This window comes from Providencia sp. PROV189 (genome assembly GCF_028480065.1).
GTDB classification, from domain to species: domain Bacteria; phylum Pseudomonadota; class Gammaproteobacteria; order Enterobacterales; family Enterobacteriaceae; genus Providencia; species Providencia stuartii.
The window spans coordinates 274869-289488 of the sequence record NZ_JAMPOG010000004.1 but is presented as its reverse complement, the minus strand read 5'-3'; the positions used below and the strand labels follow the sequence as shown (position 1 = coordinate 289488).

The 14620-nt window shown below is 40.4% G+C and carries 13 protein-coding genes and 2 pseudogenes; 10 read left to right on the top strand and 5 right to left on the bottom strand.

Going from position 1 to position 14620, the window contains the following annotated elements:
* The first annotated feature begins 99 nt into the window (after positions 1–99).
* The 8 genes from PR833_RS03695 (at position 100) to PR833_RS03660 (ending at position 6546) form a co-directional block, all read left to right on the top strand.
* A complete protein-coding gene (locus PR833_RS03695; protein WP_272525889.1) occupies positions 100–1272 on the top strand; it encodes a hypothetical protein in 1173 nt (390 codons plus the stop codon).
* Positions 1273–1654: 382 nt separating this feature from the next.
* On the top strand, positions 1655–2551 hold the full coding sequence (locus tag PR833_RS03690) for a glycoside hydrolase family 19 protein (RefSeq protein WP_272525888.1): 897 nt from the start codon (positions 1655–1657) through the stop codon (positions 2549–2551).
* A complete protein-coding gene (locus PR833_RS03685; RefSeq protein WP_272525887.1) occupies positions 2548–2910 on the top strand; it encodes a DUF4087 domain-containing protein in 363 nt (120 codons plus the stop codon). The genes PR833_RS03690 and PR833_RS03685 overlap by 4 nt, the downstream gene beginning before the upstream one ends.
* A gap of 60 nt (positions 2911–2970) precedes the next feature.
* The gene (locus tag PR833_RS03680) at positions 2971–3414 is read left to right on the top strand and encodes a hypothetical protein (RefSeq protein ID WP_004917703.1); all 444 of its coding nucleotides are present in this window, start codon (positions 2971–2973) and stop codon (positions 3412–3414) included.
* Between the two features lie 169 nt (positions 3415–3583).
* Positions 3584–4039, top strand: a complete 456-nt coding sequence (locus PR833_RS03675) for a DUF3304 domain-containing protein (protein WP_061064311.1) — start codon at positions 3584–3586, stop codon at positions 4037–4039.
* A 30-nt stretch (positions 4040–4069) separates the two neighbouring features.
* On the top strand, positions 4070–4618 hold the full coding sequence (locus tag PR833_RS03670; protein ID WP_272525886.1) for a DUF2235 domain-containing protein: 549 nt from the start codon (positions 4070–4072) through the stop codon (positions 4616–4618).
* Positions 4619–4647: 29 nt separating this feature from the next.
* Positions 4648–6027 (top strand): DUF2235 domain-containing protein, encoded by a 1380-nt coding sequence (locus PR833_RS03665; RefSeq protein WP_272525885.1) that lies wholly within the window; start codon positions 4648–4650, stop codon positions 6025–6027.
* Positions 6028–6060: 33 nt separating this feature from the next.
* On the top strand, positions 6061–6546 hold the full coding sequence (locus tag PR833_RS03660) for a hypothetical protein (protein ID WP_004917717.1): 486 nt from the start codon (positions 6061–6063) through the stop codon (positions 6544–6546).
* 250 nt (positions 6547–6796) lie between these two features.
* Here PR833_RS03660 and PR833_RS03655 read toward each other — a convergent pair.
* Both PR833_RS03655 and PR833_RS03650 read right to left on the bottom strand, forming a co-directional pair.
* Positions 6797–7432: pseudogene (locus PR833_RS03655) on the bottom strand (IS3 family transposase); the annotation flags it as partial.
* Positions 7433–7554: 122 nt separating this feature from the next.
* Positions 7555–7770: pseudogene (locus PR833_RS03650) on the bottom strand (transposase domain-containing protein); the annotation flags it as partial.
* A gap of 218 nt (positions 7771–7988) precedes the next feature.
* On the opposite strand from PR833_RS03650, the gene PR833_RS03645 reads away from it, so the two are divergent.
* Together PR833_RS03645 and glnS are read left to right on the top strand one after the other, a co-directional pair.
* Positions 7989–8804 carry a sulfite exporter TauE/SafE family protein gene (locus PR833_RS03645; RefSeq protein WP_014657754.1) on the top strand — a complete coding sequence of 272 codons (816 nt, stop codon included), beginning with the start codon at positions 7989–7991 and terminating at the stop codon, positions 8802–8804.
* 149 nt (positions 8805–8953) lie between these two features.
* On the top strand, positions 8954–10621 hold the full coding sequence (glnS, locus tag PR833_RS03640; protein WP_014657755.1) for a glutamine--tRNA ligase: 1668 nt from the start codon (positions 8954–8956) through the stop codon (positions 10619–10621).
* Between the two features lie 139 nt (positions 10622–10760).
* Here glnS and PR833_RS03635 read toward each other — a convergent pair whose 3' ends face one another.
* The 3 genes from PR833_RS03635 to kdpD all read right to left on the bottom strand — a co-directional run bounded on the left by PR833_RS03635 (position 10761) and on the right by kdpD (position 14616).
* Entirely contained in the window at positions 10761–11156 is a 396-nt protein-coding gene (locus PR833_RS03635) for a DUF5329 family protein (RefSeq protein ID WP_223854703.1), read from the bottom strand.
* An 84-nt stretch (positions 11157–11240) separates the two neighbouring features.
* Entirely contained in the window at positions 11241–11924 is a 684-nt protein-coding gene (gene kdpE / locus PR833_RS03630) for a two-component system response regulator KdpE (RefSeq protein ID WP_004917729.1), read from the bottom strand.
* Complete coding sequence (gene kdpD / locus PR833_RS03625; RefSeq protein ID WP_272525884.1) at positions 11896–14616, bottom strand: two-component system sensor histidine kinase KdpD; 2721 nt, start codon at positions 14614–14616, stop codon at positions 11896–11898. The genes kdpE and kdpD overlap by 29 nt, the downstream gene beginning before the upstream one ends.
* Positions 14617–14620 lie beyond the last annotated feature (4 nt).

Below are 14620 nucleotides of genomic sequence, written 5' to 3'. Positions count from 1 at the left end.
ATAAGTTATTCAGTTTTAGGTCAGCAAAAAGGTGATGTTGTTATTATTGAGCGGCTTAAAAACCCAAAAAATGCTAGAAGCATCCATGGACACATGGCTATGTTTGATGGAAAACATTGGGTTTCTGATTTTGTGCAACAAAGAGGCTTTTATCCAAACCAAGAGTATCGAGATGAGAGTACTCCATTTGTATTATATCGCTACGCTGGCAATCAACCCGCAGACGAAAAAAAAGAAGAAAAAACAGGTGCCAAGTTAATTAAAATTGTGTATCCCATTCCTAAAAATGAGCGTGGTCAAGAATTCTCAAATTTAGATGACATTATGGCGCATCTCAATGGTGAATCAACGGGGAGTTATTTACTGGGCCGTAATGGAATATGGCATAGCGGTATCCATATTACCAATGCGACGACCCCTTGGTGTGCCTTAAGTGCTAAAAAGTTTGAAGAACGCAGTGTGTTTGCGGGAGCCTATACAGGAGAACAATCGATACGTTGTATGGCTGACGGTGAAATTATTGCTTATCGAATCAATAAAGAGTATCAAACAATCCCATGGAAAAACTTTATACTTCAATTATCTGCTTCGTTTGTACTGGTTCGTCATACGCTTCAGTTAGGGGATAGTGAACGTAGCCGATTGCGATTTTATACGTTGTATATGCACTTAGCGCCTCATAGTGCGTATCAAAAAGAAGAAACAACGCCAGTTTGGAAGCTACAAAATACTCTTAATGCCTACCCAGCTGTCTGGCGAGAACAACCTAAAACACCGCGTTCAACTACGTTAGCGAAAGGCTCACTGGTAGAGTGGTCGCCAGAAAAAAGTGAAACCAAATTAACCATTACGAAAAAAAATCAATCACGAGAGTATGGACTCGTTACCGTTAAATCGAATGAAGGCAGTCGTCAGCAAGTCTGGATTTTAGTGGATAACAACAACATTGCTCGTCATGATGAAAATGATATTACGCCGTCTTGGTGGAAGGGTTTTCGTTTGGCACCCGCACAGGATGTGATGGAATTTGATAAAGTCGTCAGTTTGAACACACCGATAGCAATTAAAGCGGGGGACAGTATCGGTCATATGGGCTTTTATCAAGCACCCAAAGAGCAGGGGATTGAGTCACGCTATCAAGTGCATATTGAATGTATTAGTCATGATGACAATCTCCCGCAGTTTTTAAAAAATCCTGACGCCGTTGGTATTAATGACCCATACTATTTAAAATGCTTACCTGGATTAATGTTGTGGGAAAAAAAAAGGTGAAAATGAATTTGTTAAAACAGAACGGATAACAAAATGGGAAAGTCTGCATAAATTAAGTGAATTAAAAATAGAAACAGACAAACAACAGCAAAAATACTATTTTTTACCTGAGCATCTAGGGTATTTTCCCAAACAGATTGATATCAGTGACACAGATAAAGATAAAATCGGCTCACTGATAAAGCGTGTTGAAGAAATTCAAGCCGATGAAACAAAACAAGCGGAATACCAAAATATTACCCAACATGCGCTTTTTCTGTCGCGTTATGATTTAGAGAAAATAGGCTTTAGGGCCTTAACCAGTGAAACAACAACGTTTGATTATTTAAACGGGTACATTCAACCCAAAGCCACTTATATCAGTGCGATATTTGATACTATTTTGGCTGAAGCTAAAGTGTCACCACGCCCTGAAAAAGGGATTATTGCCCATAATTATCAACGTTTAATTAATAAAATCAAAGGCAGTGCAACGGAGCACTACAATCCAGAAGAATACCGTCGCGCTTTCCATAACCCCATGTTTTCCCATATCGTGAATAAAACTATTGTCAAACACCCTAGTGATTGGTATTACAAAAAAAACGATAGTGTATGGCAAAATTTTCTAAACATGCTGAGTGAAGAGGCTCCCTTATGGCGTTCTTACAGCGAAGAGTTCCTTGATAGCATGGTTTGGATGCAGGATGTGACTAAAGAAAAATTAGGTCCTGAAGTGTGGCATATGCATCCGTTAGTGTTTTTGGATTCATTCCATAGTAAAAAGTATGATTTTTCAACTAAAGAAGGCACGATCCATGCAATTATTAGTGAGTGTAAAAATCAGGGAATTTCTTTAAACACACAAATAGCATACATTTTAGCAACTGTAAAAAGAGAGACGGGGGATGCATTTCAGCCTGTACGAGAAGGAAATTACGGAGGAAGAACGGTTAGTGATGAATATAGAAAGAAAAAATTCAGGTATTACCCATATTATGGTAGAGGTTATGTACAGATAACATGGAAATACAATTATGAGAAATACTCACAAAAACTAAATGTCGACATGGTTAATGAACCAGATTTAGCATTAAATCCAGAGTATTCATTGTTTATTTTAATTGATGGTTTTAAATATGGTGAATTTACAGGTAAGAAAATAACCGATTATATTAATGAGTCTAAAACTGATTTTTATAATGCAAGAAAGTGTATCAATGGATTAGATCAAGCAGATCAAATAAAAGGCTTTGCAGAGGATTACTTGGAAAAACTAAATAATGGCTTATTAGCATGAAAAAAAATTATTTTATATGTCTCCTTCTATTTATACAATTTTCTGTACATGGGCAAGAAATTCGTTGTGGCTGGTTAGATAATCCTACACCAGGAAATCTTTGGCTTATCGATCGTGATGCTGAGTGGAGTATATCTCAGCAAGGAGGGCGTGAATCGGAAGGAATTGAAAAAATTATTGATAATTCTATTGACCCTTCAGAAATAATTTACACTAACGGTAATTATGGTGTCAGGTGTGCCTGTTTATCTGTAGAGGTTGATAATAAATCAAAAACAATTATAAAGATATACTCTTTTGATCTGCTTAATATCAAACAATGCCGTGATGATAAAAAAATACAACATTTTATCAATTAAACTTAATGGTGATTATGCTTTGATATTACTGACTTAGTAGAAAACTAAGTGATAATAGTCATGAAATTTAAAAAAATGTTTCTTATGATGTTGCTGCCTTTAAGTGCTTTCTCAAATAATAAAATATTCTTTCAATGTGCGACTGAAAATGGCTCAATTAACTTGGCGTTAGTTGGTGAAAATTTAAAGTTAACAATGAAAAATAACGATTCTATTTTTATTGAGCAGTCTTCTAAATTATTGGAGAGTAAGGGCTTCTCATATAATTATTATTCTAGGTATAATACTGAGTATTACAGGGTTACTTACTCAAATAACAATATGGGTTACGCAATATATAAAAATTACGAAGATGGCCAATATAATAGCGGGTTACAAGTGACAGACTTGAGTGTTAATAAAGAATATAATTTTGATTGCAATAAAATAAAGGTCGATAAATTAGATGAATTATTCAACATTCTTGATTGTGATAAAGAAAGCGCGTTAGGCTGTATGCATTAACTCATTTATTTTGAAGGGGAACGATAAATCGAATTATTATAACCAGAGAACTAACATGAACAATGTAATTGCGCTACCATTAAAATTTTTACGAGAATATTCAGCAAGGGAAATACTCTCTAGCCCAGGCAATAAAAGAATTTCAACGCAAAAATAAGGCGGTTATTTAATGCAGTGGATTAAACGAAATAATGAAAAATCATTATGGTTTCTATGGTTACCCTTTGTGATAGCGATTGGGATATGGAGCGTATTTCACTCAACGGCTAGCGCAGAGACATCTATTGAAGATGAAGAAGTTCGATTAATTATTCATAGTCAGATAGATAGGCCAATATCTGGATTTAGTGTAAATGGTGTTCACGGAGGAAATGCTTCAGCTTATGGTGGCGGTGCTGTCACATGCTGCGGAATTATTAAAGGTGATATAGCCGTAGTTAAATGGACATTAAGCGTAAAAGGCTCTCAATATGATGCTGGAATGCGCCCAGAAAAAAGAAAAGTTGAAATATTATTACCAGAAAGAAAAAAAGGTGAAAACAACCTTCACGTTCTTTTTCTACCAGAGAATAGAGTTTCATTGAAATGGAGCAGTTACATTTTTAAATCACCTTTTGAAAAATAAAATATAAATGGTTATATGGAATATAAAATTATGAGCGAAAATTCAAGTTATCATCAGAAGGAACAAGCTAGCCCAGATGCTATCATAGCGGGTACCAGTCGGGCGAAACAGCAAAGAGAAGGGAAGTTAGGTAATTGCTCAAAAACATTACATATAGCTTTATTTTTTGATGGTGTTGGAAAAAATATAGATCAAGATCAGCCTAAAGAAAAAATGAGTAATATTGCTAAACTATTTCGGACTTTTAAGGATAGCGCGTATAAAATTGACACTGAAATATTCCATAAATATTATATTTCCGGTCTAGGGACTCCTTATCAAGCTCTAGCGGGTAAAAAAGCCAGTCAAGTCGCATCGGAAATCTATAGTGATTTTAAAGATGAGGCATTGGATGAAATTATCAGTGCTGAGATTGATGCGTTTAAAGATATTGGCATTGATTCTTTATTTGGGGAAGGTGGTGTTAAAGATATTGAAGAATTATTGTCTCCCAAAGGTCAAATGAAATTGATGGGAGAGACTCTTATCGATTATACAGCCAAAATAAGCAAAAAAGGCATTGAGGAACACCTTTTTTAAGAGATAACGAGTTTATTGCTTATAATTTTGTGACTGGTGTTGAAACGCGGATTAATGATTTAAAAGAGGTCATAAAAAGGGCTTACCAAGAAGCGAAAAATACTGGTGACATTCCACTTCATCGCATATCAGTTTCTGTGTTTGGCTTTGATATGGGCGCGACATTAGCGCGATACTTTATTGGCGTTTTAATTAACCAAATTTGCCAAAAAGATTATGATACGGGTCTCTATTTTTACGGGGGCGTTCACGGTGGTGCTTGGGTTGACATTCCTTTTGTGGGCCTATTCGATTGCTCTCGTGACACGCCTGAAAGTGAGGATAACGGATTAGATTATGGATTAAATATACTAACACTTCCGGCAAAAAGTAATAAGGTAACGGAAGTTGCTATTGACTCATTAATTACTATGGTTGCAGGGCGTAAATACATTGACCATATGACACCGCTGCCTACAATAGTTAAAAAGTCTTTACATTTGATAGCTGCCCATGAAAAACGCAAATGGCGTTGTCTCTATTTAACGGGCAGAAGTGGGGAACATCATCAGGAAGAGCTATTACCCGGTTGCAGTGAGGATATTGGCGGGGGATTAAGAAATAATGAACAAAAGCCCAATGAAGAACTCGCTAAAGTCGCCTTAAATAAAATGCATTTAGCCGCATTTCATGCTGGAGTTCCATTTCCTGAACTCGATGCATTGCGCGAAATGGATTTTGATACGTGGCTCTATTTCCAATATGAACAAAAGGTGGAAGGAAAAAAGGCAACAGAATGGGTAGATTATTATCAATCAGGCATTCCATTAAAAAAATTGACATTTACGGCCTTGAATGCTCACCTCGACAGTTATTTTGCGTGGTTAGGCCAGAAGCATTATGAATATAAAAATGAGCTACGAAAATTAGAGGATCAAGAGAAAGCCGAATTATTATCCGCAGGTTCACATCAAGGTGGTTTTAATATTTCAGCTAAGTCTAGACAAGCTGCGTTCGGTGCTTCTGAAAAAATGGCGTTATTGAAGAAAGATTGGGGGTGGTTATCTGAAGTAGCAAAAATGGCATGGCAAGTCAAAACACGAAAGCTTAGCCCTGTTCCACCTGAAATTTTTGATAAAATATACTGGCCCGCTAAACGTCGGGCACAATACTATATCGACTGTGGCACGGCGGGATATGATAATATGCCATTTCCGATATCATATGTTCCTGTTTCAAATGAGCTCTATAGTTGGTTTGTCCACGATATACAGCGCGCAGAGGGAATAAATTATCACTATTTTTATATTCGTTTAATGGAACCACTCTCTGGGGATTTTCCGCCAGATGAACCTGAAGTAAATACACCTCCAGAGCCACCACTGTATGTTGGTAATGATTTTATATTCACTGGGTGGCCTAAATTTTAAAATTTCACACTCAATCAATATTATAAGGAAGTTATGACTGAAGGAAAAATAGGTACCGCATTTTTATATACTAAAAGAAAGTCACTTTCATTTTTTTGTTATTATATTTTAACTGCAATTTTATTGACATTATCAATTAAGGTGGTTAATTCTTTATTTGTAAGCGCTAATTATCGATACACTCATGAGGCCCTATCAAAAAGTATTGACTTGGATTTGGGGTTTTCTATTTCATTTGCCTATGGTTTGGTTATTCTGATCATTTATGGTCTCGCTTATTGTACTTTTTCATTACTGGAAATCCAGCGATTGCGCAGTATTGGCTATCGGTATCCTATCGCTATCTGTTTCATTATGTTCTTACTGAATAGAGTATCTAATTACTTTTATACACTAGTTGGATTAAATTGGATTTCGATTGTTATCGGTGTTATTTCATTCATTTATTTTATTGTATTGATTTTTCTTTCAGAAAAGGAAATGTATATAAACCAGAAAACCAATGTAACGAAGCCATAGTGTGAATAGTGTGAGTCTGAATCTAAAACCATTGAGGATTTTGGACTCACATAAAAACATTTAGAAGTATTCAAATTATTGTGAATTCTCAATTTTTTTAAATATCACAGTCAAATTTATTTCCTTTTAATGAATTAAGCGTATTCGTTACATTTGCCTGAATAAAATATTGTCCTGATATTCCGAGGTTACGCTTTACGCCAATTCCTTCTTGATAAATATATCCCAACCGCGAATAAGCTTGTGAAGTGACTTGCTTGGCATACGCAACAGGCGGCATATCGTTCAGTGAACTATATGGGCGAACATGGTTGTAGTGTTCACGCCATAGCTCGATTTCGTATCTGGCTTCGTCTAAGGTTCTGAACCCATGAGGGTTCAGACATTTATTCCTGAATTTACCATTCAGGCTTTCCGCAAAGGCGTTTTGCGTGGGGTTTTCTGGCTGGATAAAGCCCAATGTTATACCGGTTTCCTTGCTCCAAAAAAACATCGCTTTGCTGGTAAATTCGGTCCCATTATCGCAGGTAACCTTGTTGGGTTTGCCTCGTTCTTCCATCAATTGGTCCAAGGATCTGGCGACCTGCCTGCCACTGATGGCCACAGAGACTAATTGACCGACCATTTCCCGCGAATAATCATCCACGACATTCAGTACCCGAAAGCACCGACCATTGCTGAGTTGGTCTGAAACAAAGGCCATAGACCAACGTTAATTGGGAGCCGTTGGTACTTCCATGGGCTGCTTTGACTGGGTTAGCTTCTTGCGCTTCTTCGTCCTGACCTGCAAGCCTTCCTCGATGTAGAGGCGATATGTACGTTTACGGTTCTGGACTCGGCCTTCACCTCTGAGCAAACCATGCAGCATCAGATACCCATAGCGGGGATCTGGTATCCGCCATAATGTGCCATCGACAGCCATCAAGGTTAATCCGTTCCAGTGTGATAATGGCAGTTTATCAAGCCAGAGCTGGCTTGTTTTTTCAAATACTTTGCGAACGGCATCTTCCCCTAACCGTTGCCGAGCCTGAACAACGGCACTTGGTGCAACGTAAGGTCGGTTGCTCGGTAAAACAATATCGAGATGAAAAACGAGTTGAGCCATGGAAAGAGAACGAAAAAGAGACATTCGTCAATGAGTTCTGCGGAAAGGAGGTCAGAAAGGGCTGTAAATTCTTTTGGCGAGAAAGCCAGAACAGTCTCGAAAGCTTGGCTAAGTAACATAAAAAATCTGTAATCTTCGGATGATTACGTATTTTTGCAGAACTGTAGGATCATTCAATCCATTATTTAGTTCTTAACTGATCAACATTAAGGCGTAAGCCTCCCTTTTTTATTCCCTTAAATTTGGCGAAATTTCAAAACACATTGTCCGTTATGCGTAAGTTAATCACGGCTCTTCACAATAAGATAACAACGTTATCTTGAATGGAGATGTATTGGTGACTCTACTACTTTGTCTTTTTGGTTTTATTTCTGGGATCACGACGGCACTTTTTGGTTTCGGTGGGGGCTTTATTACGGTTCCTCTACTCTATGCGCTCATTACCTTGGTGTGGGGGCCAGAGAGCGAAGCAAGTGCAGTTGCGATGCAAATTGCCGTCGCAACTTCAACCTGCGTGATGATTTTCTCTGCCTCACTATCAAGTAGGGCGCATTATCGGAAAGGTCATTTAAATTGGAGCATTATTCGCCCGTTTATTATTCCTATCTCTTTAGGCGGTATTTTGGGGGCTTTTATTGCGCTCTCTGTTGATAGTGAATGGATCCGTTGGCTCTTTATTGGCTATCTTGTTATTACGATTTTAGATTGCCTGATAAGACCCGGGTTTATGAAAACACACACTGAGGGCATAACGCCTTCAGGCGGCGGTGTTTTTGCTGATATACCTATTGGTTTAGTCATAGGGGCGGTTGCTGCATTTCTCGGTGTGGGGGGGAGTGTGATGACGGTGCCACTAATGCGACGTCGTGGGGCGACGATGATCCAAGCTGCTGCGTTTGCAAACCCACTAACATTACCGATGGCGATAACAGGAACGTTGACCTACTTTTATTTTGCGTTAACGGAACATGTTCAATTAGGTGCTGGCTTTATTGGGATGGTTTATATCAAGGGGGCATTAATTCTGATTGTGACATCATGGCTAGGAATTCGTTTTGCCAGTTTATTGATGCCATACTTGAGCGATAAGCGCCATGCTCAAAGTTATCCACTGCTCCTTCTTATTGTGTTAAGTGTTATGCTATTAACCTAATATATTGCTTTAATATCATTGTTTCAGGTGCGAAATACAGGGCAATATGTGTTTAATCAATACATAGTTGATCAAACGGTTGTTTCTTGACAGATTATGGTAGAATATATTTTGCTATTACGCGCTTTTGGCATTGAGGAATGATGACAATGAATGAGGCAGAGACTCGCCCAACAAATTTTATCCGTCAGATCATTGATGAAGATCTGGCGAGCGGGAAACACACTTCGGTGCATACACGTTTCCCACCTGAACCGAATGGCTATTTACACATTGGTCATGCAAAATCAATTTGCCTGAATTTTGGTATAGCGCAGGATTATCAGGGTCAGTGTAACTTACGTTTTGACGACACCAACCCAGTCAAAGAAGATGTTGAATATGTCAACTCGATTCAAGAAGACGTTCAGTGGCTAGGTTTCCAATGGAGCGGTAAGGTTCACTACTCTTCTGATTATTTCGATATTCTATATCAATACGCTATTGAGCTTATCAACAAAGGCTTAGCGTATGTGGATGAACTGAGCCCAGAGCAAATTCGTGAATATCGTGGCACTCTAAAAGAGCCGGGTAAAAATAGCCCTTATCGTGACCGTAGTATTGAAGAGAACTTAGCGCTATTTGAAAAAATGCGTGCGGGTGGCTTTGAAGAAGGTAAAGCTTGCTTACGTGCAAAAATCGATATGGCATCACCTTTTATCGTTATGCGTGATCCCGTTTTGTATCGTATTAAATTTGCAGAGCACCACCAGTCAGGTAATAAATGGTGTATTTACCCAATGTATGACTTCACGCATTGTATTTCCGATGCATTAGAAGGCATTACACATTCACTGTGTACATTGGAATTCCAAGACAACCGCCGTTTATATGATTGGGTGCTTGATAACATCACGATTGACTGTCATCCACGTCAATATGAGTTTTCACGCTTAAACCTTGAATATACGGTCATGTCTAAGCGTAAGTTGAACCAATTAGTGACAGATAAATTAGTTGATGGTTGGGATGACCCGCGTATGCCGACAATTTCGGGTTTGCGTCGCCGTGGTTACACCGCTGCATCTATTCGCGAATTCTGTCAGCGTATTGGCGTGACTAAGCAAGATAATAACGTGGAAATGGCGTCGCTGGAATCATGTATTCGTGATGATCTTAACGAAAACGCGCCGCGTGCGATGGCGGTGATCGATCCTGTACGCCTAGTCATTGAAAATATGCCAGAAGGCGAAGAGATCTTGACCGCACCTAACCATCCAAATAAACCTGAGATGGGAACTCGTGAAGTGCCGTTTAGCAACGAGTTGTATATTGATCGCGCAGATTTTCGCGAAGAGGCTAACCGTCAATACAAACGTTTAGTGTTAGGTAAAGAAGTTCGCCTACGTAATGCTTATATTATTAAAGCAGAGCGCGTGGAAAAAGATGCAGAAGGGAACATCACAACGATTTACTGCACCTATGATCCACAAACCCTAAATAAAGACCCTGCCGATGGTCGTAAGGTGAAAGGCGTTATTCATTGGGTTAGCGCAGCGCACGCACTACCTGCTGAAATTCGTTTATATGACCGTTTATTCACCGTACCAAACCCAGCGGCGGAAGAAGATTTCTTATCGGTCATTAACCCAGAATCATTGGTTATTCGACACGGGTTTGTTGAGCCGAGCTTGCGTGAAGCTGCAACAGATAAGCCATATCAGTTTGAACGAGAAGGCTATTTCTGTGCAGATAATCGTTTAAGCAGCGCAGATAAACTGGTGTTTAACCGTACGGTAGGCTTGCGCGATACTTGGGCGAAGATAGAGAAACAATAATTGCCCCCTTGTGTGTGTCGAGTCTATAGGGTTTTCCTATGGCTCGATGCGAGAACACGTTAGGTATAATAAAAAAGCTTCAGGGCTATATTCAGCCACTGAAGCTTTTTTTATGGGAGAATAGCCGATATCACCAAGACTAAGGCTTTTGGGTATCCACTTTTTCTTTTAGTAATTGATGTAAATATTGATTCGCGGAAGTGACTTTCCCTTCGCTGTCTTTGACCTGATACTCTTCACCTGTGATAGAGGATTTGGACGCGACGTTATCAATAAATTGTTCAGTGGTGCTCAAGCGTTTGTGTGTTTTGCTTAACTTTAAGCGTAGATGAGACTCCGCATCGGTTGCACTGTGCTCAGAGCCATTACGGGTAAAGGTTAAATTCTGCTGTTTACCTAGTTCAGTTAACAGTGCTTCTGTGCGCGTGCGTTCTTCAGGGCTTAGTGCCAGTGCTTGTGTGGCCACAAACAGACCTAATAATAAAACGAAAACAGTAGAAAAACGGCGGACTAGATAAGTCATGTTTGATTGCAAAATTTGCTCTCCTTAATTTGATATAAGGAAGATTATAGCGAGTCACTTTACAGCAGCTAGAGGAAATAATCTGAGAATAAGAGGTTATGGCATAAATCGGTAGCCAATCCCCGTTTCCGTTAATAAATGAATAGGGCGAGCGGGATCATTTTCCAGTTTTTGGCGTAAATGCCCCATATAAATACGTAAGTAATGATTATGTTCAACATAATTAGGCCCCCAAACTTGTAACAATAGGTGGCGTTGCGTTAGAACTTTGCCACTGTTTGCTACGAGTTCACTGAGCAAGCGAAACTCAATAGGGGTGAGATGTAACTCTTCATTTTGTTTGGTGACGAGACGATTGATAAAATCAATTGTGACATCACCAAATTGGAATATTGCGTTTTCTTGAGTGACTTTACCGAAGCGACGTAAAGCGACTCTGACCCTTGCAAGTAATTCGCTAACACCAAAAGGTTTAGTCAGGTAATCATCTGCTCCGGCATCTAATGCCGCGACTTTCTGTGACTCCTCCTCGCGAGCGGAGAGAACGATGATCGGGATACTACTCCATTGGCGCAGATCACGGATCAGATCTAAGCCATCACCATCCGGTAAGCCAAGATCCAGTATTAACAGATCAGGTTGGCGAGTTCCCGCTTCAATTAACCCCCGATGACGGTTTTCCGCCTCAAAAACTTTCCAGCCTTCCCCCTCCAAAGCTAATCGGACAAAGCGACGGATCTCTTTTTCATCTTCAATGATCAGTATTTGATGGGGATTCACAATAATTATCTAGCTCTTCAATATCTGGAAGTTGTTTAAAAGGTAGAACAAAGTGGAAGCTAGCTCCACCTTTTTTATTATTTTCGGCCCAAATGTTGCCATCATGCAATTGAATAATGGCTCGACAAATTGCTAACCCAAGGCCTACACCGGGAATAGCCGACTCTTTTTGGGCGCGAGAAAATTTATCGAAAATGATTTTTTCCTGCCCATCAGGGATAGCGTTGCTCGCATCCCAAACTTCAATATGTACTTGATTATCCTCTATTTGAGCACAAATTCCCATCGGGGTATCTTTATCACTGTATTTAGTCGCATTCTCCAGTAAGTTAATTAATACGCGCTCGATTAAATTGCCATCGCAATAGAGCAATAAGTTGGCAGGAATATCAATAGATAGAGGGTGGCTATGCAAGGTGTAATCAAGGGTTCTAACCGCACTGCCTGTGATCTCTTGCAGTGATTGCCACTCAAAATTAGGTTGAATACTGCCGGATTGCAGCCGTGCCATATCTAATAAATTGTTAACTAAACGTGAGGTGCTCAGTATCTGCTGGCGCATTTGATTCACTTGCTCAGTATAAGGAGAATTTTCAGCGCTCAGATTCAAGGTCAAAATTTCCGCCTGGCCAAACAGCACCGTCAAGGGGGTTTTAAGATCATGAGATAATGCGGCTAATAACGAATTTCGTAACTGCTCACGCTCAATATCTAATTTTGCACTTTCCGCTTGCTTTGACAATTGCAAACGCGCTAAAGCGCTAGCAATCAGCCCTGTAAAAGTTTGCAACATGCGCTGCTGTTCAGGGATCAGCAACTGACGGAGATTGTTGGGTTCAATGGCGAGTACAGCCAGTGTTTGATCGGCGGTTGTAATGGGTTGTAATTGATAAGGTACACTTGGGAGGGTATCTGTCCCCGCACCAGCAGGTTGCCGCTTCTCGAAACTCCATTTAGCAATAGCCTGATCAATTTGCATAGGGCTATGACCTTCACATAACAAAGGGGAGAGCTGATTGTTTTCATCTGGTAACAATAAACAGGTTTTTGCTTGAAAGGCATTATTGATAAAGTGATAGCCAGTTTTACCAATATCTTGCTCTGTGAGTGCTCGGCTTAATTCTTTTGTCATTTCATATAGATGACGAGTTCGTTGCTCACGGTAGCGCGCGATCCTCGCTTGATATCGCATACCCGCAGTTAGATTCCCGACCACGACACCGACAATTAGCATGACGGTAAAGGTGACCAAGTACTGCATATCCATAATGGCGAGTGAAAAATGGGGTTGTACAAAAAAGAGGTCAAAGCTAATTACATTGATTAGCGCAGCAAAGATGGATGGGCGACGTCCATAAAAAAGCGCGACTAATACAACACCCAGTAAATACAGCGTAACAAGGTTGGCTTTATCGAGAGCCAGCAAAAAAGTACGTGAAAACAGGGTAATCACCGTACAGATAGCGATAGCCACTAAAAACCCATTAACATCACTCCGCCATTTTTCAGAAAAAGGCTTACGTTCAGGCTCCTTAACCCAATCATTTCTCTCTTCGAGTGCAACAATAACTAAATCAAGATCTGGGCCTAATGCGCCTAAACGTTCAGCAAAGTTTGTATGAGTACCAAAGTCTAGCCAGCGGCGACGCTTCGTGCGCCGACCTACCAATATTTTGCCTAGATTGTGTTCGCGCGCATAGCGTAAAACCGCTTTTTCTTCGTAAGGATCGGATAACGTTGTTGTCTCGGCTCCCAAGTCCTGAGCCAAGCGGAGCGCTTTAAGGATAGCCCTACGGTGCCCTTCAGGAAGGCGATGTAACTTTGGTGTTTCGACATAAATGGCGTGCCAAACAGAGCCTAGTTTTGCCGCTAACCTTGCTGCCGCTCGCACCAGTTTTTCGTTGCCATTATGGTGACCAATACATAACAGTAAACCATCTCGAGTATGCCAAACAGGAACGTGCCCTTTACCATCGCGAAACTCTCGCATTTGGTCATCGACTCGGTCGGCAGTACGGCGTAAAGCCAACTCTCTAAGGGCTATCAAATTACCTTTACGGAAAAAATGTTCGATCGCACGCTCGGCTTGTGCGGGGATATAGACCTTACCTTCTTTTAGGCGCTGGCGGAGATCGTCTGGGGGAAGGTCGACTAAAACGATTTCATCGGCGGCATCGAATATGTGATCGGGAACCGTTTCACGTACGTGGATCCCTGTAATGCTACCCACAATATCATTCAAACTTTCAATATGTTGCACATTGATAGTCGTTAAAACATCAATACCCGCATCAAGAAGCTCTTCAACGTCTTGCCACCGTTTCGGATGGCGGCTACCTGCTGGGTTACTAAATGCCAACTCATCCATCAAAATGATAGCAGGGTGCCTTGCAATAGCAGCATCAATATCAAAAGCACTCATACGACGGCCTCGATGGTTTAAGCGGCGCGGCGGTAACTGAGATAAACCATCAAGGAGCGCGGCGGTTTCTTCCCTTTCATGGGTTTCGACGACCCCCACTAAGACATCTAGGCCTTGTGCCCGCAGGCGCTGTGCCTCCTGTAGCATCGCATAAGTTTTTCCGACGCCTGCACAGGCGCCGAAAAATATTTTGAGTTTGCCACGACCACTTTCATTGGCTTTTGCCAGCAATTCATCTGGATTTGGACGTACAGGATCTTGATTGTCCATAACT